Source organism: Streptomyces pluripotens (genome assembly GCF_000802245.2).
GTDB classification, from domain to species: domain Bacteria; phylum Actinomycetota; class Actinomycetes; order Streptomycetales; family Streptomycetaceae; genus Streptomyces; species Streptomyces pluripotens.
Genome location: NZ_CP021080.1, coordinates 5,571,783 through 5,591,247 on the forward strand (window position 1 = coordinate 5,571,783; position 19,465 = coordinate 5,591,247).

Below are 19,465 nucleotides of genomic sequence, written 5' to 3' on the forward strand. Positions count from 1 at the left end.
TTGGATATGATGGCGCGGCGCGTGTGGCTGTCGTAGGAGCTGACGGCCAGTGTGGTCCGGTGTGCTCGCCGCTCGGGGCCGACGGGGCTGGCCGTGGCGATTGCGGTCGCGCTCGGGGCGTTGGAGGGTGCCGCGGCGACGGCGAGCGAGCGGTCCGTGTCGCCGGTGGGACGGCTCTTGACGGTGATCTGCTGCTTGTGCGCGCTGGTCGCCGCGTCTTCGCTCTGCGGCGCCTGCGAGGAGCAGGCCGCGGTGAAGAACAGCGTGGCCACGGCGAAGGCGGGCAGCAGGGCACGCCTGTGTCTCGTGTGTCTGTGCACAGTGGATCCTGAGTGAGGTGGGGGGTAGCAGAGAGGTGCCGACGGTCTTCTACTCACGGGTAGAACCGATCGGTAACTCAATGGTGAGCCCTGAGCATGCCACGCCTCATTCGTGGATCCTTCGCAAACCAGTCAGGAACCAACGTGACCTGTGACACTGCGAGTTCACAGCGAGCGGCCTGTAAACCCTTGATTTCCCTGAGAGTTGGAGCATGGGGCCGCCGGTAGCACCGATCCGGCGACCCTGCCGCCTCCGCGCGTGATGTGCCCCTTACCGGGGAAGGGGGCTGGGAAGTCCGGTGCCCCCGAGTCGGGCCAGCAGGCCCGAGAACAGCGCCACGTCCGCTTCGCTCCAGCCCGGGCCGGCGAAGAGTTCGGCAGCGGTCTCCTCGGCTGTTGCCAGCATCTCCGTCAACCGCTCCCGGCCCGTCCGGGTCAGGGCAGCGTAGGCCACGCGCGCATCCCGGGCATCCGGTTCGCGGGTCACCAGCCCGATCCGCTCCAGTGGAACCAGCCCGCGGGTGACCCCCGAGGCCGTCAGACCCAGGGCCTCGGCGAGGTCGACCCGGCGCATCCGACCGCCGGGCGCCCGCCCCAGTTTCAGCAACAGGGTGAAGTCGGCCAGGCTGACCCCGTGCAGCCCGCTCAGCCGGGCGTCGAACCGTCGAACGAGCGCCGTCTGGGCCCTCACCAGCCGGAGTGACACCTCCAGGGCATCACTCATAGCTGTTCCGACAATTCATGGTGATCTCCTTGACTACTCAAAGACTACTCAATTTTATGCGCTCAGTGAACGAGCCGAACGGCGCTGCCGTTTGCCCAGGGGCGCCTGGGAGAGGTCCTCGGCGGTGGACCGGAGGTTCTTGAAGGCGTAGCCGCGCTCGGTCAGCCAGGCTGTCGCCGCCTCCTCGGCCCGCTCGGTCGCCTCCAGGATGTCCTCCTCTTCCTCACCCGTGTCGGAGAACCGGAAGACGAAGGCAGGCCGGGCGGCGATGTCGTACGTGAGGCTCCCCTCGGGGGTGAAGGCGGCACGCAGCACATCGTGTGCGGAGGCGTCGGCCAGCAAGGCGGCCCGCTGTGCGTCGGTGAGGCTGTCGAAGGCGCCTCGGACGGTGATACGGAAGGTACGGGTACTCATTCCGTGACCCTAGGCACAGCGGGCGTGGGTCCTCCACCGGGTTTTCGCCGTCCCAGTCGGCGAGGTGACACCGGGCAACCGGGGGCTGGACCCCGCGAAGCACGCCGGAGGCCGCCGCCGTCACCCCTGCCGGCCTGCCCCGGTGGACCACATCCGTCCCTTGAGGACATGGCTACCGGACTGGCCACCGCGAGTCAGCAGTTCTGGATCACCTTGGGCTCTCTCCCTGCCATCAGTGCCATGGCCACCAGCGCCACGGCCACCGTCGGCACCGGCATCCTCCACGGGCACAGCGCCGCACCAGCGGTCTTTGGTGACCACCTACCCTTGAGGCATGACCAGCAGCAGCGACCGGAGCCCGGCAGTGGATGCTCAGAAGACCGCCACCTACGAGATCCGCACCTACGGGTGCCAGATGAACGTCCACGATTCCGAGCGATTGGCCGGGCTGCTCGAAGACGCCGGGTATGTGCGTGCGCCCGAGGGGGCGGACGGGGACGCCGACGTCGTCGTCTTCAACACCTGCGCTGTCCGGGAGAACGCCGACAACCGGTTGTACGGCAACCTCGGCCGGCTCGCGCCGAAGAAGGCCTCGCGGCCCGGGATGCAGATCGCGGTCGGCGGCTGCCTCGCGCAGAAGGACCGCGACACCATCGTGAAGAAGGCGCCCTGGGTGGACGTCGTCTTCGGCACGCACAACATCGGCAAACTGCCGGTCCTGCTGGAGCGCGCCCGCGTCCAGCAGGAAGCGCAGGTGGAGATCGCCGAGTCGCTGGAGGCCTTCCCGTCCACTCTGCCGACCCGGCGCGAGAGTGCCTACGCGGCCTGGGTGTCGATCTCCGTCGGCTGCAACAACACCTGTACCTTCTGCATCGTCCCTGCCCTGCGCGGCAAGGAGAAGGACCGCCGCCCCGGCGACATCCTCGCCGAGGTCGAGGCCCTGGTCGCGGAGGGCGTCTCCGAGGTCACGCTGCTCGGGCAGAACGTCAACGCCTACGGCTCCGGCATCGGCGACCGCGAGGCGTTCAGCAAGCTGTTGCGTGCCTGCGGGAAGACTGAGGGACTGGAACGCGTCCGCTTCACGTCCCCGCACCCCCGTGACTTCACCGACGACGTCATCGCCGCCATGGCCGAGACGCCGAACGTCATGCCGCAGCTGCACATGCCGCTCCAGTCCGGTTCCGACACCGTTCTGAAGGCGATGCGCCGTTCCTACCGGCAAGAGCGTTACCTCGACATCATCGAGAAGGTGCGGGCAGCCATCCCGCACGCGGCGATCACCACCGACATCATCGTGGGCTTCCCTGGCGAGACCGAGGAGGACTTCGAACAGACGCTGCACGTGGTGCGTGAGGCGCGGTTCGCCCAAGCCTTCACCTTCCAGTACTCCAAGCGTCCGGGCACCCCGGCCGCGACCATGGAGAACCAGGTTCCCAAGGAGGTCGTCCAGGCACGCTACGAGCGTCTCGTCGAGCTCCAGGAGGAGATCTCCTGGGAGGAGAACAAGAAGCAGGTCGGCCGCACTCTGGAGCTGATGGTTGCCGAGGGCGAGGGCCGCAAGGACGGTGCCACGCACCGGCTGTCAGGTCGTGCCCCGGACAACCGCCTGGTTCACTTCGCCAAGCCGGAGCAGCAGGTGCGCCCTGGTGACGTGGTCACCGTCGAGGTGACCTACGCCGCGCCGCACCACCTCCTTGCCGAGGGCCCGGTCCTCGGCGTGCGCCGCACGCGCGCGGGGGACGCCTGGGAGAAGCGCAACGCCGCCGAGGTCGCCAAGTCCGCGCGTGTCATGCTCGGCCTGCCGAAGATCGGTGTACCGGCGCCGCTGCCGGTCGCCACGAGCGGGTGCGGCTGCGACTGACTGACCGGAGTCTGGGGTCGGAGCGGGGCGACGGGGGCAGTGACCGGAGTTCGGCGGCGGAGTTGGACGACGGCTCTCGTCGGCGGGCTAGGAGGCCTCGTGTGGGTGGGGAGGGCCCGCCACCAACTGCCGTCCGCCCTGGGGGGGCGACCGGTGGTGACCTGGAGTGCCGGCCGATGAGGGGTACGGGATGACGGGGTTGGGGTTACTCTGCCGATCATGCTTGTCGCCGCCGCAGCCTGCCCCTGTCCTCCGCTGCTCGTGCCCGAGGTTGCCGCGGGCGCCGCACCCGAACTGGACGCCGCGCGCGCGGCGTGCAGGGATGCGCTCGGCGTGCTGGTCGCCGCCCGCCCCGATCTGCTGGTGGTCCTGGGCCCTGCCGGAGAGAGGGGATGCGGATCGTTTCCGCAGGGCACCCCGGGGTCCTTCCGCGGGTTCGGGGTCGACCTGGAGGTGTGTCTCGGTCACGCCACGGGCGTCGTTCCCGAGCGCGAGCTGCCACTCTCACTCGCCGTCGGCGCCTGGCTGCTGGAACGGGTGGGCTGGGCGGATGCCCCGGTCGAGGGACTCGGTGTCGGGGAAACCCTCGGGCCCGGGCGATGCACCGAAGTCGGCAGGCAGATCGGCGGCCGCGCGGGGCGGGTCGCGCTGCTCGTGATGGGTGACGGTAGTGCGTGCCGCTCGGTCAAGGCTCCCGGATACCTGGATGAGCGAGCGGCCCCCTTCGACGCGGAGATCGCGCGGGCACTGGGTGCGGCGGACGCGGCAGCCGTCCGGGCGTTGGACACGGGGCTGGCACGCGAGCTGAAGGTCTCAGGTCGCGCCCCCTGGCAGGTCCTGGCCGGTGCCGCCGAGACGGCGGACCTCACCGGCACCCTGCTGTACGAGGAGGCCCCGTACGGCGTGGGCTACCTGGTCGCCACCTGGTCCTAGTGCCGCGACGGGGCGAACGTTGCCTGTTGCGGCACGAGCAGCCCCTACTGCCCCCGGTTGGGGCTTGTCGGCGTTGAGGCGGCGACGCCGGATGACGACCGGGATCCGTTCCGTTCCACGACCGTACGCCGTTCAGCCGCCGTCGGGTCGGCGCTCCCGCAAGCCGGGTGAGCGCGATGCGTACGGGCGATCACGGCGCCGCCGTCCACGCCACTACCGGCTCCGCCCCTGCCTGCGCGTTTGCGGTCGGTGCCGCCGCAGCCGTCTTCGGCTTGCCGAGAAGTCGTGCGAACACGTCCACGTCCACGTCCATGTCCATGTCCATGTCCATGTCCACTCCACAAGGCACTCGCCCGGGTGACGTGCGGGGGACTTGCCGTGCTGCCCGGTGGGCACCGGTTGCGTCGCTCGGGCCAGCGCACCCGGCCGCCTGGTAAGCGGTATTCCGCCCGGGGCGACGCCCCGGAACGCCTGCCGCCACGTAACCCGTTCGAGACGCTGCCCGGAGGTTTGCGAGACTGGTGGGGTGAGCAGTGCATCCCCCGCCCCCCGTGTCATCTGCGTCGTCGGACCCACCGCGGCCGGAAAGTCCGATCTCGGTGTCTTCCTGGCCCAACAACTCGGTGGCGAGGTCGTCAACGCCGACTCCATGCAGCTGTACCGGGGGATGGACATTGGCACTGCCAAGCTGACACCCGAGGAACGCAGCGGTATTCCGCACCACCTGCTGGACATCTGGGATGTCACGGTCACCGCCTCGGTCGCCGAGTACCAGAGGCTGGCCCGCGCCCGGATCGACGCGCTGCTCGCCGACGGCCGCTGGCCGATCCTGGTCGGCGGCTCCGGGCTGTACGTTCGCGGTGCCGTGGACAACCTGGAGTTCCCCGGCACCGACCCCGAGGTGCGGGCACGTCTGGAAGAGGAGTTGGTGCTGCGCGGTTCGGGCGCGCTGCACGCCCGTCTGGCCGCGGCTGACCCCGACGCCGCCCGCGCCATCCTGCCCAGCAACGGACGCCGTATCGTCCGGGCCCTGGAAGTGATCGAGATCACCGGTCAACCCTTCACCGCGAACCTGCCTGGTCACGACTCCGTCTACGACACGGTCCAGATCGGTGTCGACGTGGCCCGTCCGGAACTGGACGAGCGCATCGCGCACCGCGTCGACCGGATGTGGGAGACGGGCCTCGTGGACGAGGTGCGAACCCTTGCGGCGCAGGGGCTGCGCGAGGGGCGCACGGCGTCGCGCGCGCTGGGCTACCAGCAGGTGCTCGCCGCCCTGACCGGGGAGTGCTCCGAAGCGGACGCGCGGGCCGAGACCGTACGCGCCACCAAGCGCTTCGCGCGCCGTCAAGATTCGTGGTTCAGGCGCGACCCCCGGGTGCAGTGGTTGAGTGGGGGCACGGCCGACCGAGCGGAACTTCCGCGGCGGGCCCTGGCGTTGATCGAACGACCGGTTACAGCCTGATCACGTGATGGCATCGGGATGCGCCGCCGGTCATCGTGGCCGTGTGTGCCGTGCCATCATCGAGCTTCGATCGACCAAAATGGAGTCCTAGTTGGGAGGGCGCGTGGCGATGGAGGCCAGCCCTCGCGACACCGCACACAATATCGAGTACCTCACTACCGAGGACGAACCCGACTCGGGTGAGGCCCGCCTGACCGATGACGGACCCGATGAGACGGTGGGCGGAGTCACTGCCGATGGACCCGCGCCCGAGGAGATGTTCCAGGGTGGGCCTGAGGTCGAGGTCGAGCTGCGCCCGCAGCGTCGGCTGCGGATCTGGCAGCTCGCGCCCATCGTGGGACTGTCGGCGGTGGGTTCCCTGATGTTCGCCTTCCCGCTCGCCTTCGACGGCGACAGTGGTGCGGTCATCGCCATGCTCGGCCTGCTGATCTGCTCCTGCGCCGCGGGCTGGGGCATGATGGCCGCCCGCCGTGTGGGCTACACCTGGCCGGGCCTGACCCCGCGTGGCTCCGGCCGCCGTACCGACTGGCGGGTCGCCCTCTCCTATGCGCTGCTGGTGGCCGTAGCCGTCGTACTCGCGGTGTGGCGCGTGGCCCGGCTGCGTTAGCCGGTGCACGGTGGGTGCCCGGACGGAGCGTCGCGCCGACCGGTCCCTGCTCGGGTCTCCGCCACGTCTTGGCCCCCCCACCTGCCCGGCGGTGCTCCGCCCGGCGGTGGCCCCGTGCGGGTGCCGCCCTACGTCCGCAGACGACCCTGGTCATCCTCGACATGTCTGCTGGAGCTCCAGCGCTTCGATGCCCAGCGCTTCCTCCAGCTCCTGCAGCGACGACTCGACCGGGAACGGAAGCGGCGGCGGGGCTCCCGGTGGCAGGTTCATGCCGTGCCCGGGGACGCCATCCACCACGGCCGGGGCCGCACCACGCGCGGCGCTCCCGCTACCCCGATCACCTGACCCAGCCCGTACGATCGAGGAATGAGCACGCGGATCGCCTTCCTCAAGGGGCACGGCACGGAGAACGACTTCGTGATCCTCCCGGACCCCGAGAACGCCCTGGACCTGACTCCTCCCGTCGTGGCGGCCCTGTGCGACCGCCGGGCCGGCATCGGTGGCGACGGCGTGCTGCACGTGGTGCGGTCCGCGGCTCACCCGGAGGCCAAGGGCATGGCCGCCGAGGCGGAATGGTTCATGGACTACCGCAACAGCGACGGCTCGGTCGCCGAGATGTGCGGCAACGGTGTCCGCGTGTTCGCGCGCTACCTCCAGCGCGCCGGGTACGTGAGCGAGGGGGACCTCGTCATCGGCACGCGCGGGGGTGTGAAGACCATCCACATCGCCAAGAACGGGGACATCACCGTCGGCATGGGCAGGGCCCGTCTACCCGAGGGTGACGTCACCGTGAGCGTCGGCGGACACGACTGGCCCGCGCGCAACGTGAACATGGGCAACCCGCACGCCGTCGCCTTCGTGGACGACCTCGCGCACGCCGGTGATCTGCTCGCCCCCCCGCCGTTCAGCCCGACCACCGCCTACCCCGAGGGCGTCAACGTCGAGTTCGTGGTCGACCGTGGCCCTCGCCACCTGGCCATGCGCGTACACGAGCGCGGCTCCGGCGAGACCCGCTCCTGTGGCACGGGTGCGTGCGCCGTCGCCGTGGCTGCCGCCCGCCGCGACGCCGCCGACCCGGCCGTCACCGGCACCCCGGCGACGTACACCGTGGACCTGCCCGGCGGACGCCTGGTCATCACCGAGCAGCCCGACGGCGAGATCGAGATGACCGGACCCGCCGTGATCGTCGCCGAAGGCGAGATCGACGGCGCATGGCTTCAGGAAGCGCTCCGCTGACTTCCTGGACGGAAACGACGACGGCCCCGCACACCCGGCGCAGCGGAGCTCCATGGCCGGGGCGTTCGAAACCGCGGCCGAGTCCAGGGCACGTGACGCAAACCGCAAACCTTCTTTGCATCGCTCGAATGGGTGATCCGTTTCACGCTCGGCGAGAGGCGGTCGGCCGTACGTGGTGGGCTCGATAGCATCAAGCACCGGCACGGACGGGGGAACGTCGCCATCCCTGAGTCGCGCACGCCCTGAGGCCCTGTCCGCCGGTCCACGAGCCGGAGGTGCCCATGAGTGCGGAGGCCACGAACCCTGCGACCCCTGGCCCGGTGGCGCGCCCAGCATCGGTGGCGCCCGCGGTCGTCCGTAGGAAGTCCCGGCCCCGGATCGACCTGCGCCGGCTCGGCCGCGCCGCGCTGCTCGGGCCCGCCGGTCGTGACCGGCTGCCCGATGCCATCGGGCATGTCGTCGAGGCACACCGCGCCCACCACTCGGACGCGGTCCTCGACCCCCTGCACCGCGCCTACGTCCTCGCCGAGTCCTCGCACCGCGGTCAGATGCGCAAGAGCGGCGAGCCGTACATCACCCACCCGCTGGCCGTGACCTTGATCCTCGCCGAACTCGGCGCCGAAACCACGACCCTGACCGCGTCATTGCTCCACGACACCGTCGAGGACACGGATGTGACGCTGGAGCAGGTGAGGGAGCAGTTCGGCGAGGAAGTCTGCTACCTCGTCGACGGAGTCACGAAACTGGAGAAGGTCGACTACGGTGCCGCCGCCGAGCCCGAGACCTTCCGCAAGATGCTCGTCGCGACCGGCAACGATGTGCGCGTGATGTCCATCAAGCTCGCCGACCGCCTGCACAACATGCGCACGCTGGGCGTCATGCGCCCGGAGAAACAGGCTCGGATCGCCAAGGTCACGCGGGACGTCCTCATCCCGCTCGCCGAACGCCTCGGCGTGCAGGCCCTCAAGACCGAACTGGAGGACCTGGTCTTCGCCATCCTCCACCCGGAGGAGCACGCACACACCAGCGAACTCCTCGCCGAGAACGCCGCCCGCCCCGCCGACCCCCTCGCCGAGGTCGCCGACGAGGTCCGCGGGGTGTTGCGCGACGCCGGCATCCAGGCCGAAGTCCTCATCCGCCCCCGGCACTTCGTCTCCCTCCACCGCGTGGCCCGCAGACGCGGACAGCTGCGCGGCACCGACTTCGGCCGCCTGCTGGTGCTGGTGAACGAGGACGCCGACTGTTACGGCGTCCTCGGTGAACTGCACACCTGTATGACTCCGGTCGTCTCGGAGTTCAAGGATTTCATCGCCGTGCCCAAGTTCAACCTGTACCAGTCGCTGCACACCGCTGTGGCCCTCCCGCAGGCCCGAACCGACTCGCCCGGGGGGACTCCCATGGGCGCCCAGGTCGTCGAAGTCCTCATCCGCACCCACCAGATGCACAAGGTCGCCGAGGCTGGGGTGGTGGCGCTCGGCAACCCGTACGCTCCCGGAGCCGACGACCCCGCGGATGGTGAGCGCGCCGACCCCACCCGCCCCGGCTGGCTCTCCCGCCTCCTCGACTGGCAGCAGGCCGCGCCCGATCCCGACACCTTCTGGTCCACGCTGCGCGAGGACCTCGCCCAGGATCGGGAGATCGCCGTCTTCCGCCCCGACGGCGGCACCCTCAGCCTCCCCGCGGGAGCCACCTGCGTGGACGCCGCCTACGCCCAGTACGGCGAGGACGCCCACGCCTGCATCGGTGCCCGCGTCAACGGCCGCCTGGCCACCCTCAGCACCGTCCTGGAGGACGGTGACACGGTCCAGTTGCTCATGAGCCAGGACGCGGTCTTTGAGCCCTCCCGCGCGTGGCTGGACCACGCTCACACCCCGGCCGCCCGCATCGCCATCCAACGCTGGCTGGCAACACATCCCGGCACGGGCACCGGCGGGGAGACACCGGAGGCGAGCGGTACCCGTCCCGAACCCGACGAGGGCGCCGCCCCCGCACGGGCCGCGGACACCACCCCGGGGACCGCGCCGCCCGCCCGCCCTGCGGATGGCCCTCCCGCTTCCCGTCCCCGGGGCGCCGACGTCCTGGTGGACCGGCCCGGGGCCCCTGTACGGCTGGCCGGCTGCTGTACGCCGGTACCGTCGGACGAAATCACCGGGTTCACGGTGCGCGGGGGAGTGGTGACCGTGCACCGCGTGGAGTGCCCCGCGGTGGCGCATATGAAGGGTCGGGGGCGCGCGGAAGTCTGCGTGCGCTGGGGAGAGGCCACCGAATGCCGGGTCACGCTCGTCGCTGAATCGTTCGGCCGCCCCCACCTGCTCGCCGACCTCACCGAGGCGATCGCCTTGGAGGGCGTCGAGATCGTCTCCGCCACCGTCGAACCCCCCAGCCAGCAGCGGGTGCGCCACACCTATACTCTCCAGCTGCCCGACGCGGCCCGCCTGCCCGCCCTCATGCGCGCCATGCGGGACGTGCCTGGGGTGTACGACGTGAGCCGGATCCGGCACCAGGCGTCGACCCCCTGAGCCCGGCGCCGGACCAAACCCGTTCGGGTGGGCCGGGCGCGCGTCGCCGCCGTACCGGGGGCCCGCACTGGTAGCGGTGGTCCATGCTGCTCACCCCCCGCTTCCGGGCCAGGCCGGAGTCCCCGTCCGCAATGTCCCGCTCCCGTCCCCGCTCCTGGGTCTCCCGGCGCCGCAAGGGGGCGGCCCTGTTTGCCTCCGCCGTCTCCGTCTGCCTCCTCGCCGCCGCGGCCCCGGCGGGCCCGCTGGGCGTCGGCGACCGGCTCTACCCGTACCTGGGCAATCCCGGCTACGACGTGGCCGCGTACGACCTGTCCTTCACCTACTCCGGCACCAACGACAAGCCGCTGCGGGCCGTCACCACCATCGATGCCTGGACGACCGCCCGTCTGGACCGCCTCAACCTCGACTTCGCGCACGGCACCGTGCAGTCCGTCGAGGTCGACGGACGTCCCGCGGTCTTCACCAGCGCCGGTGAAGACCTGGTCGTCACTCCGGAGCGTCCGCTGGCCGAGGGCAGCTGGACCCGGATCACCGTCCGGCACACCAGCGACCCGGTTCCCGCCGAGGACCAGGACGGCGGCTGGGTGCGCACCTCCGACGGACTTGCCATGGCGAACCAGGCCGACGCCGCACACCTGGTCTTCCCGTGCAACGACCATCCGTCCGACAAGGCGATGTTCACCTTCCGGATCACCGCCCCGAACGACTACACCGTCGTCGCCAACGGTCTGCCGGCCGGAGCGGACCGGGTCGGCCGCACCACCACCTGGACCTACCGCACCCAGCACCCCATGGCCACCGAACTCGCTCAGGTGTCCATCGGCCGCTCCACCGTGCTGCACCGCGAGGGGCCGCACGGCCTGCCGGTCCGTGACGTCGTGCCCAGCGGTGACCGCGAGGCCCTCGAACCGTGGCTCGCCAGGACACCCGACCAGATCGCCTGGCTGGAGAGCAAGGTCGGCCGGTTCCCGTTCGAGACGTACGGAGTGCTCATGGCACAGGCCTCCACCGGCTTCGAACTGGAGACGCAGACGCTGTCGCTGTTCGAGGAGTACCTGTTCACGGAGCCCGCCTATCCCACGTGGTACGTCGAGTCGATCATGGTGCACGAGCTGTCCCACCAGTGGTTCGGCGACAGCGTCAGCCCCCGGACCTGGTCCGACGTCTGGCTGAACGAGGGGCATGCCACCTGGTACGAGGAGCTGTACGCCGAGGAGAAGGCGGACCGGCCCATGGCGGACCGCATGAAGGCCGCCTACACCGCATCCGACCGTTGGCGCGAGGCCGGCGGCCCGCCCGCCCGGCCCAAGCCCCCTGCGCCCGGTCAGAAGATCGGCATCTTCCGGCCCAATGTCTACGATGGCGCCGCGCTGGTCCTCTACGCCCTGCGGCAGGAGATCGGCCGGCCGGCCTTCGAGCGGCTGGAGCGGATCTGGGTTCGCGAACACCGGGACTCCACCGCGGGCACCGCCGACTTCGTCCGGCTGGCCTCGGCGGTCTCCGGCCGTGATCTGAGCGGCTTCTTCAAGGCCTGGCTCTACGGGGAGAAGACCCCGCCGATGCCCGGCCATCCCGATTGGAAGCCGACGGAGCCCGTCCAGCGGACCGTGCGGGCCAGGCCGGCAGGATCGCGGACCACACCGCGTTAACACGGTGACGGGACGCGTTGCCTCGTGCGACCATCTTCTGGTCGGCGCGAGACGGGCAGGGGAATCTCCCGGGGTGCTCATGCGTTGACCACACACGAGCGGTACGGCGTTCCACAGGACCGCCGCACGGATGCCGCCACGGTATTCCCATCGACGTAAGGATCCAATGACCTCCTCTTCTTCCCCTTCCCAGGACACCAAGCGCCTCGCGCACGCCTATCCCGAGGGTCTTCGGGCCGATGCCCTGATGGAAGAGGACGTCGCCTGGAGGCACGAGATCGACGGCGCCCGGGACGGCGACCAGTTCGACCGCGCCGACCGTGCCGCCCTCCGTCGTGTGGTGGGGCTCTCCACCGAGCTGGAGGACGTCACCGAGGTCGAGTACCGGCAGCTCCGGCTGGAGCGGGTGGTGCTCGTCGGGGTGTGGACCACCGGGACGGCGCAGGACGCGGACAACTCCCTCGCGGAGCTGGCCGCCCTTGCGGAGACCGCGGGCGCGGTCGTGCTCGACGGCGTCACCCAGCGACGTGACAAGCCCGACGCCGCCACCTACATCGGCTCCGGCAAGGCCGCCGAACTGCGTGACATCGTCCTCGAAGCGGGCGCGGACACCGTCATCTGCGATGGTGAGCTGAGCCCCGGCCAGCTGATCCAGCTGGAGGACGTGGTCAAGGTCAAGGTCATCGACCGTACGGCTCTGATCCTCGACATCTTCGCCCAGCATGCCAAGTCCCGCGAGGGTAAGGCGCAGGTGGCGCTCGCGCAGATGCAGTACATGCTGCCCAGGCTGCGCGGGTGGGGCCAGTCGCTGTCCCGACAGATGGGTGGTGGTCGCGGTGGCCTGGCCACGCGTGGCCCCGGTGAGACCAAGATCGAGACGGACCGGCGCCGGATCCGCGAGAAGATGGCGAAGATGCGCCGGGAGATCGCGGATATGAAGACCGGCCGCGAGATCAAGCGCCAGGAGCGCCGCCGCAACAAGGTGCCGTCCGTCGCCATCGCCGGCTACACCAACGCCGGAAAGTCCTCCCTGCTCAACCGCCTCACGGGCGCCGGCGTCCTGGTTGAGAACGCCCTGTTCGCCACCCTGGACCCGACCGTGCGCCGGGCGGAGACGCCGAGCGGCCGGGTGTACACACTGACGGACACCGTCGGCTTCGTCCGGCACCTGCCGCACCATCTCGTCGAGGCATTCCGCTCCACCATGGAGGAGGTCGGCGACTCCGACCTGATCCTGCATGTGGTGGACGGCTCGCACCCGAACCCGGAGGAGCAGCTCGCCGCGGTGCGCGAGGTGATCCAGGACGTCGGGGCCACCGACGTACCCGAGATCGTCGTGGTCAACAAGGCGGACGCGGCCGACCCGCTGGTCCTCCAGCGGTTGCTCAGGATCGAGAAGCACTCCATCGCCGTGTCGGCCCGTACCGGCCGGGGCATCGATGAACTGCGCGCCCTGATCGACGATGAACTGCCCCGTCCCTCGGTCGAGATCGAGGCCCTGGTGCCGTACACCCACGGCAAACTCGTCGCCCGGGCCCATACCGAGGGCGAGGTGATCTCCGAGGAGCACATCGCGGAGGGCACCCTGCTCAAGGTCCGGGTGCACGAGGAACTGGCAGCGGACCTGGCACCGTACACACCGGTCCCGGCGGTCTGACCCGCGCCGTCACGAAGGCCCGCCGCCCCCAGGGCGGCGGGCCTTCGCCGTGCCGTGCCGGAGCGCGCGCCGTTACCGCCCGGCGAACTTCTTGCTGACCGAGTCGTACACACCCTGGGCCACGTCGCCCAGCCGGGGGCCCGCCAGCCAGCCCGAACTCACCGGACCGACGGAGGTGTTGGACACCAACACCGGTTTGCCGTCGGCAGCGGTCTCCACCCAGCCCCCGCCGGAGGAGCCTCCGGTCATGGTGCAGCCGATCCGGTACATCGTCGGGTCGGTCTGGTTGAAGGAAAGCCGGCCCGGCTTGTCCTGGCACCGGTACAGCAGCTGGCCGTCGTACGGGGCCGCCGCCGGGTACCCGGACGCCGTGATGCTGCTGACCTTCGGCACGGCCGGTGCGTCGAAGCTCACGGGCAGTGCCCCGCCGACCGTCTCCTCCAGCGACTTGCCGCCGTTGCCCTGCTCCGGCGTCACGTGGATGACCGCGAAGTCGTACGAGGCGCCGTCGCCGCCGGTCTCCCCGCCCCGGTCGATCCACTGCTGCGAGGTCTGCGCCGCGTCGGCCCACCAGACACCGTACGGGGCGATCTCGGACCGGCTGGCGTGCCGCAGCCGGGCAGCCGGCTCACCAGCGTTGTTGTACGACGGCACGAAGGCGATGTTGCGGTACCAGCCGCCCTTCTTTCCAGCGTGCACACAATGCCCCGCGGTCCAGATGAGGTTGGACTTGCCCGGGTGCGCCGGGTCTTTGACGACCGTAGCCGAGCAGACCATGGTCCCCTTGGGCGAGTCGAAGAACACCTTGCCGAAGGGCGCCGCAGTGGTGTGGTAAGGCGCCGTGACGGCCTGCGCCCTCACCGGCTCCGGCGTCGGGTCGGTCACGCCCTGGTCACCGGAGATGTCGTTGTCATCGACGCCCTTGTCCGGGTCGTTGGCGTCCCGCATCCGGTTCGGGTCCCACAGGCCCTTGATGATCGGGTTGATGAAGTCGTTGGCCTCGCGCAGCCAGTCTTCCCTGTTCCAGTTCTTCCAGGCGCCGTTCTTCCACTTGTCGACGTCGATCCCGTGTTCCTTGAGCCTCTCCTTGAGGTCGCTCGGGACCTTGATCTTTCCGTCTCCGGAACCTGCCGCGGTCGCGGTGGCGGTCGGCCTGCCGTCGGCGTTGTCGCCACCGTCGCCGTTGCAGGCGGTGGCGGTCAGCGCCAGCGCCGAGGCGAGGGCGACCGCCGCGAGCGCGGGGGAGGCGCGGCAGCTGCTCCTCCTCCGCCGAACGGTGGACGACGGCCGTATGGATCGCATGTTCTTGACTCCCCCTGTGGTGACGGAACTTGGTGCTCCGGCCGCGTTGCCGGCAGCGCACTCATGGGCGGTTCACGCCGGACCCGCGTCCGTCTGGAACGGCATCACACACTATGCCCTCGCTGTACGGGAGTTCTGACTGATCCACAACGGTTCGGCTACGGCCCTTCGGCCGTCCGATCCGCCTGACCTGGCTGACCGGCGCTGCTCTGCGCAGGTGTGACGAACCGTCGGTCGCGGTCACAGGCGAAACGGTGGCCCGATGAGAAAGGCCCCCGATGCTCCCGTACGTAACTGTGCTTCAGAAACCCGGACCCGGAGACACGACGTGGTGCGACGACTGGTCGACGACGGCAGACACACGGCCCTCTCGGTGCTGGTGGTGGTCGCTGCGCTTGCCCTGGCCCTGCTCCGCTGCGCCGCACCGGCTGCCGCGCACGCAGTCCTGACCGCAAGTGACCCGCGTGAGGGCAGCGTATGGAAGACGGCTCCGAAGCAGGTCACCGTCACCTTCGACGAATCAGTCGCCCTGATGGAGAACTCCCTGCGGGTGCTTGGCCCGGACAACCGTCCGGTGACCGCCGGCGATCCCACCCATGTGGAGGGCCGCGCGGACACCGCCCGGGTGTCGCTGACCAGCCGCTTGGGGCAGGGCACGTACACCGTCTCCTGGCGGGTGGTGTCCGCCGACAGTCACGCCGTCTCCGGAGCCTTCACCTTCTCGGTCGGCAAACCGTCCCAGACTCGGGCACTCGCGGCTACCCGCCCCGCCGTGGCCCCGGCCGTCAACACGCTCTACGGTATCGGGCGTTACCTCGCCTACGCCGGTCTGGCCCTGCTGCTCGGCGTCGCCGTGTTCGTCCTGGTCTGCTGGCCTTCGGCCACGGCCGTGCGCGTGGTGCGCCGGCCGCTCCTGGCCGGCTGGTGGGTGCTGTTCGGCGCCACCGTCCTGGCGCTGCTGCTGCGTGGTCCCTACGACAGCGGTGTCGGCCCGGGCGGAATGATCGACCCGGAACTGCTCTGGCGCACGGCCGGCACCCGGCCCGGAGTGGCGCTCCTGGCCCGGCTGGTCCTGCTGCTGGCGGCGGCGGTACCGGCGAGGCGCCGGCGGGGCCTGGGGACGAGACCCAGCCGGCGGGCAGCCACCGCCGCTGTCGCGTTTGCGCTCGCCCTGGCCGCCACCTGGGCGCTGTCCGACCATGCGGCCACCGGCGTCCAGGTGCCGGTGGCCGTGGTCTCCTCTGTGCTGCACCTGCTGGCGATGGCAGTGTGGCTGGGCGGTCTGGCCGCACTGCTGACAGCGCTGTACCGGGCACCGGCCGAGGATCCGCTGCCGCTCGCCGCCGTGAGCCGTTTCTCCCGCCTCGCGCTGACCGCGGTGGCCGTGCTGGCCGCGACCGGCGTCTATCAGTCCTGGCGTGGCCTGGGCTCGTGGGGCGCGCTCTTCGGTACCGGCTACGGCAGGCTGCTGGTCTACAAAGTGTGGTCCGTACTCCTGATGCTGGCCGTGGCATGGCATTCCCGGCGCTTCGCCGGACAACTGCTGCGCCTTCCGCACGGTGCACCGGTGCCGGCCACGGTGGGTGGCGATCCCGGCCTGCGGTCCGGCCGCGCCACGGGCGCCGTCGGCCGGGAAGAGCCAGGGCGGACCGCTGCCGGGTCCGGGCCACCGGCACAGCAGCGTGGCCTGCGCCGCACCGTGACGGCCGAGGTAGCCGTCGGAGTGGCGGTGCTGGTCCTGACGACCGTGTTGACGGGAACCCAGCCCGGCCGGGCCGCCACGGAGGCCGCCGCGGTGCGGCCCACGGTGCCCGGACAGCCCGACGTGAGCCTCACCCTGATCCCCTACGACACCGGCAAGGACTCCTTGGCCGGGCGCGGCAAGCTGCAAATCACCCTGGAACCGGGCGGCGTCGGCCGGAACGTGGTGGAGGCGATCGTGTACGGCGCCGATGGCAGTCCCGTCAGCGTCCCTGAGCTGCGGCTGACGTTCACCCTCGCCGACCGGCACGTCGGTCCGCTGAATGCCCACCTCGCGGATGAGACCGGCTACTGGGGCAGTGACACCCTCGACCTTCCGCTCGCCGGGACCTGGACGGTGAAGGCGACCGTCCGGGTCTCCGACATCGACCAGGTCACCGTCTCGAAGACCGTGGCGATCAGCCGGTGATTCCGTGCGAGGCGTCTCGTGTCATGTCCTGGATGTGTCCACCTGGTCAATCGTTTACGGTTCCTTTGCCCGTGCATGGTGATCTGGCTGCGTTGGCCATCTCACCCGGCTATCGGACGCTTCAAGGAGTCGTATCCATGCTCAAGCCCACCCGTCGCCACCTCATGACCGCCACCGCACTGGTCGCCGCGACCACGGCCGCCGTGGCCGTCACCACCACCGCCGGTGCCTTTGACGGCAAGGACCGGGCCAGGAGCGCCATCCGGGGCGGCAAGGCGAAGAACGTCATCCTGCTTATCGGTGACGGCATGGGCGACTCGGAGATCACCCTGGCCCGTGACTACACCGTCGGTGCCGACGGTCGGCTGAACATGGACAGGTTCCCGCTCACCGGCGCGTACACGACCTACTCGGTGCACGCCGACGGGACACCGGACTACGTGACCGACTCCGCCGCCAGCGGCACCGGCTGGGCGACGGGCGTCAAGACGGTCAACGGCCGCATCTCCAAGACGCCGGGTACCGACAAGCCGGTCCGGACCATCCTGGAACTGGCGCAGCGGAACGGCTACGCCACCGGCAGCGTCACCACCGCCGAACTCACCGACGCCACCCCGGCCGTGCTCGCCTCGCACGCCACCGACCGCTCCTGCCAGGGCCCCGCAGACATGGCCAAGTGCCCCAAGGACACCATCGCGGCCGGCGGACCCGGATCGATCGCCGAGCAGTTCGTCAACCACAAGGTCGACGTCCTCTTCGGCGGCGGCAGGCGGCGCTTCGACCAGCAGGTCACCGACGGCAGGTACAAGGGGCTCACCGTCACTGAGCAGGCACGCAGGCTCGGCTACCAGGTCGTCACCGACGACGCGTCGATGAAGGCCGCCAAGGCGGGCAAGCCGGTCCTCGGTCTCTTCGCCACGGGCAACGTACCGGTGGAGTGGACGGGTGAGGTGGCGGCGGTCGGCGGCACCGACCCGCAGCGGTGTGTGACCTCGAACCCGGACCGTCCTTCCGGCACGCCGAGTCTCGCGGACTCCGCCGCCGAGGCCATCCGGCTGCTGGCGGCGAAGCAGCGGCGGGCCCACTCGCACAAGGGCTTCTTCCTGCAGATCGAGGGCGCATCCATCGATAAGCGGGACCACGCCGCGGACCCGTGTGGACAGATCGGGGAGACCGCCGCCTTCGACCGTGCGGTCAAGGTCGCCCGCGCCTACGCCGCCCAGCACCCAGACACCCTCGTCGTCACGACCGCCGACCATGGCCACACCAGCCAGATCGTCCCGCTGGGGGCCAACCCGCCCGGCCTGTCCTCCACCCTTGTCACCAACGAGGGCCAGCAGCTGAAGGTCAACTACTCGACCGACACCCCGGGCCGGTCCCAGGAACACACCGGCACCGAGGTCCGCATCGCCGCTCAGGGCCCTCAGGCGTACCGCGTTCTCGGGGTGACGAACCAGACCGACCTCTTCACGACCATGCGTGAGGCCCTTCACCTGCGCTGACCCGCGCATGGTGGAGGGGGGAGGCCGCGATGTGTGGTCTCCCCCCTCCACCATGTCCGGAACGCCGCTGCACAGCATGGTGAGTGAGACGAGTTCGTGGCGGCTGGGCTTGTCCGGGCCTGGCGGGGCGTGGGGTAGCGGGGGCACGGAGGGGGACAGAGGGGGACAGAGGGGCGGGGCTCAGGGCACGTGGACGGTGGACGTGTAGAAGTTCTTGAGTCCCGGGGGCGAGGTGAGCTTCACGACGGGGGAGCCGGGCTGCGGCGGGGGCGGCGTGAGTTGGCTCTGCGGCAGCTTGGGCGGAGTGGTCTCCTGGAAGTTGACCTGATCGAAGTTGACCAGACCGGTCTTCTCCATCGAGGCGATGTGGTCGAGGACGACCTCGTTGGCCTGGTCGGCGAGCTGACGCACCAGTGTGTTCTGGGTGGTGGCCCGGATCTTGGCGATGGCCGGGAAGATCTGCCCATGGGTCACGCGCATGATGTTGGCCGCGGTGGAGTCGAACTCCGTACCGGACTTCGACTCCGCGGTGGCCACGAACTGCTGCTGCTGCGGGGTGGCCTGGTTGGGCAGGGTGATGTGGAGCTCCGTGGCAATCCTGCGACAACTGTCGTCAAGTAGGGCGTGCCCGATGACCAAATGCTCGCCGGCCTCCCGCATGGGCTTTGTCGCGCCGTGCTTCATGGCGTCCTGCCCGAGGCGGTACTCCCACAGTCCGGCGGAGCGGACCTTGACGACGAAGTCACGGTCGGCCTCGGTCAACGGACCGTACCGTGTGTTGGCGATGATGCGGCTGGTGTTGGTGCTGACGTTCTGCACGCCCAGCATCGACGGATAGGCGAGTGCGGCAAGGGTCAGAGTCATTGCGCCGCCCACAAAGACGGTGCCGATCGTGTTGCGCGAGAAGTGCATGGCGCCTCCTGCCGTGAGCGTCCCGGACACCAGGACGTACGGAGAAGACGGCCGGGCCGATCACCGCGCCGGGAAAAATTCGCGTGGCACTGTGTGTTCTCTGACACACACTCACCCTTTCCGTTCGGGGCGTCGTTCCAGGCCTCGCCGCCCGCGCCCACGACGACCTGGGCGAAGGCGGTCCGGACCCGCGA

17 protein-coding genes are annotated in these 19,465 nt (G+C 70.2%); 11 read left to right on the forward strand and 6 right to left on the reverse strand.

Going from position 1 to position 19,465, the window contains the following annotated elements; genetic code table 11:
- The first annotated feature begins 93 nt into the window (after nt 1–93).
- Complete coding sequence (locus LK06_RS35110; protein WP_324618360.1) at nt 94–336, forward strand: hypothetical protein; 243 nt, start codon at nt 94–96, stop codon at nt 334–336.
- A 255-nt stretch (nt 337–591) separates the two neighbouring features.
- On the opposite strand, the gene LK06_RS25105 is transcribed toward LK06_RS35110, so the two are convergent.
- Nucleotides 592–1,044: a MarR family winged helix-turn-helix transcriptional regulator gene (locus tag LK06_RS25105; protein WP_039652560.1), complete on the reverse strand. Its 453-nt coding sequence runs from the start codon at nt 1,042–1,044 to the stop codon at nt 592–594.
- A 54-nt stretch (nt 1,045–1,098) separates the two neighbouring features.
- Nucleotides 1,099–1,458 (reverse strand): DUF6204 family protein, encoded by a 360-nt coding sequence (locus tag LK06_RS25110; protein WP_039652559.1) that lies wholly within the window; start codon nt 1,456–1,458, stop codon nt 1,099–1,101.
- A 334-nt stretch (nt 1,459–1,792) separates the two neighbouring features.
- Between LK06_RS25110 and miaB the strand changes: the two genes are divergently transcribed.
- Both miaB and LK06_RS25120 read left to right on the forward strand, forming a co-directional pair.
- Nucleotides 1,793–3,319, forward strand: coding sequence for a tRNA (N6-isopentenyl adenosine(37)-C2)-methylthiotransferase MiaB (miaB, locus tag LK06_RS25115; protein ID WP_052319103.1), 1,527 nt, complete (start codon nt 1,793–1,795; stop codon nt 3,317–3,319).
- 219 nt (nt 3,320–3,538) lie between these two features.
- Complete coding sequence (locus LK06_RS25120) at nt 3,539–4,252, forward strand: class III extradiol dioxygenase subunit B-like domain-containing protein (protein ID WP_052319104.1); 714 nt, start codon at nt 3,539–3,541, stop codon at nt 4,250–4,252.
- A 190-nt stretch (nt 4,253–4,442) separates the two neighbouring features.
- Here the strand turns inward: LK06_RS25120 and LK06_RS33415 are convergent, their stop codons facing one another.
- Complete coding sequence (locus LK06_RS33415; protein WP_159025335.1) at nt 4,443–4,583, reverse strand: hypothetical protein; 141 nt, start codon at nt 4,581–4,583, stop codon at nt 4,443–4,445.
- Nucleotides 4,584–4,778: 195 nt separating this feature from the next.
- Here LK06_RS33415 and miaA point away from each other — a divergent pair, with 195 nt between their 5' ends.
- Together miaA and LK06_RS25130 are read left to right on the forward strand one after the other, a co-directional pair.
- Nucleotides 4,779–5,717: a tRNA (adenosine(37)-N6)-dimethylallyltransferase MiaA gene (miaA, locus tag LK06_RS25125; RefSeq protein WP_039652555.1), complete on the forward strand. Its 939-nt coding sequence runs from the start codon at nt 4,779–4,781 to the stop codon at nt 5,715–5,717.
- Nucleotides 5,718–5,826: 109 nt separating this feature from the next.
- A complete protein-coding gene (locus LK06_RS25130) occupies nt 5,827–6,324 on the forward strand; it encodes a hypothetical protein (protein WP_039652553.1) in 498 nt (165 codons plus the stop codon).
- A gap of 150 nt (nt 6,325–6,474) precedes the next feature.
- Here LK06_RS25130 and LK06_RS33420 read toward each other — a convergent pair whose 3' ends face one another.
- Nucleotides 6,475–6,621, reverse strand: a complete 147-nt coding sequence (locus LK06_RS33420; protein ID WP_159025336.1) for a hypothetical protein — start codon at nt 6,619–6,621, stop codon at nt 6,475–6,477.
- A gap of 69 nt (nt 6,622–6,690) precedes the next feature.
- Here LK06_RS33420 and dapF point away from each other — a divergent pair, with 69 nt between their 5' ends.
- The 4 genes from dapF to hflX all read left to right on the forward strand — a co-directional run bounded on the left by dapF (nt 6,691) and on the right by hflX (nt 13,385).
- Nucleotides 6,691–7,560: a diaminopimelate epimerase gene (gene dapF / locus LK06_RS25135; protein ID WP_043405697.1), complete on the forward strand. Its 870-nt coding sequence runs from the start codon at nt 6,691–6,693 to the stop codon at nt 7,558–7,560.
- 281 nt (nt 7,561–7,841) lie between these two features.
- Nucleotides 7,842–10,079 carry a RelA/SpoT family protein gene (locus tag LK06_RS25140; RefSeq protein ID WP_043435763.1) on the forward strand — a complete coding sequence of 746 codons (2,238 nt, stop codon included), beginning with the start codon at nt 7,842–7,844 and terminating at the stop codon, nt 10,077–10,079.
- Between the two features lie 83 nt (nt 10,080–10,162).
- Nucleotides 10,163–11,728: a M1 family metallopeptidase gene (locus tag LK06_RS25145; protein ID WP_052319105.1), complete on the forward strand. Its 1,566-nt coding sequence runs from the start codon at nt 10,163–10,165 to the stop codon at nt 11,726–11,728.
- A gap of 166 nt (nt 11,729–11,894) precedes the next feature.
- On the forward strand, nt 11,895–13,385 hold the full coding sequence (gene hflX, locus LK06_RS25150; RefSeq protein WP_039652548.1) for a GTPase HflX: 1,491 nt from the start codon (nt 11,895–11,897) through the stop codon (nt 13,383–13,385).
- A 72-nt stretch (nt 13,386–13,457) separates the two neighbouring features.
- Here hflX and LK06_RS25155 read toward each other — a convergent pair whose 3' ends face one another.
- Complete coding sequence (locus tag LK06_RS25155) at nt 13,458–14,687, reverse strand: trypsin-like serine peptidase (protein WP_174673936.1); 1,230 nt, start codon at nt 14,685–14,687, stop codon at nt 13,458–13,460.
- 328 nt (nt 14,688–15,015) lie between these two features.
- Here LK06_RS25155 and LK06_RS25160 point away from each other — a divergent pair, with 328 nt between their 5' ends.
- Nucleotides 15,016–16,857, forward strand: coding sequence for a copper resistance CopC/CopD family protein (locus LK06_RS25160; RefSeq protein WP_234367498.1), 1,842 nt, complete (start codon nt 15,016–15,018; stop codon nt 16,855–16,857).
- 137 nt (nt 16,858–16,994) lie between these two features.
- Complete coding sequence (locus tag LK06_RS25165) at nt 16,995–18,359, forward strand: alkaline phosphatase (RefSeq protein WP_043405691.1); 1,365 nt, start codon at nt 16,995–16,997, stop codon at nt 18,357–18,359.
- Nucleotides 18,360–18,539: 180 nt separating this feature from the next.
- Here LK06_RS25165 and LK06_RS25170 read toward each other — a convergent pair whose 3' ends face one another.
- Nucleotides 18,540–19,271: a DUF4142 domain-containing protein gene (locus LK06_RS25170; RefSeq protein WP_039652545.1), complete on the reverse strand. Its 732-nt coding sequence runs from the start codon at nt 19,269–19,271 to the stop codon at nt 18,540–18,542.
- Nucleotides 19,272–19,465: the final 194 nt, after the last annotated feature.

Coding starts and splice junctions, on each gene's coding strand:
- LK06_RS25105 (WP_039652560.1), bottom strand. CDS start 1,044: ATGAGTGATGCCCTGGAGGTGTCACTCCGGCTGGTGAGGGCCCAGACG.
- LK06_RS25110 (WP_039652559.1), bottom strand. CDS start 1,458: ATGAGTACCCGTACCTTCCGTATCACCGTCCGAGGCGCCTTCGACAGC.
- miaB (WP_052319103.1), top strand. CDS start 1,793: ATGACCAGCAGCAGCGACCGGAGCCCGGCAGTGGATGCTCAGAAGACC.
- LK06_RS25120 (WP_052319104.1), top strand. CDS start 3,539: ATGCTTGTCGCCGCCGCAGCCTGCCCCTGTCCTCCGCTGCTCGTGCCC.
- LK06_RS33415 (WP_159025335.1), bottom strand. CDS start 4,583: ATGGACATGGACATGGACATGGACGTGGACGTGGACGTGTTCGCACGA.
- LK06_RS25130 (WP_039652553.1), top strand. CDS start 5,827: ATGGAGGCCAGCCCTCGCGACACCGCACACAATATCGAGTACCTCACT.
- dapF (WP_043405697.1), top strand. CDS start 6,691: ATGAGCACGCGGATCGCCTTCCTCAAGGGGCACGGCACGGAGAACGAC.
- LK06_RS25140 (WP_043435763.1), top strand. CDS start 7,842: ATGAGTGCGGAGGCCACGAACCCTGCGACCCCTGGCCCGGTGGCGCGC.
- LK06_RS25145 (WP_052319105.1), top strand. CDS start 10,163: ATGCTGCTCACCCCCCGCTTCCGGGCCAGGCCGGAGTCCCCGTCCGCA.
- hflX (WP_039652548.1), top strand. CDS start 11,895: ATGACCTCCTCTTCTTCCCCTTCCCAGGACACCAAGCGCCTCGCGCAC.
- LK06_RS25155 (WP_174673936.1), bottom strand. CDS start 14,687: ATGCGATCCATACGGCCGTCGTCCACCGTTCGGCGGAGGAGGAGCAGC.
- LK06_RS25165 (WP_043405691.1), top strand. CDS start 16,995: ATGCTCAAGCCCACCCGTCGCCACCTCATGACCGCCACCGCACTGGTC.
- LK06_RS25170 (WP_039652545.1), bottom strand. CDS start 19,271: ATGCACTTCTCGCGCAACACGATCGGCACCGTCTTTGTGGGCGGCGCA.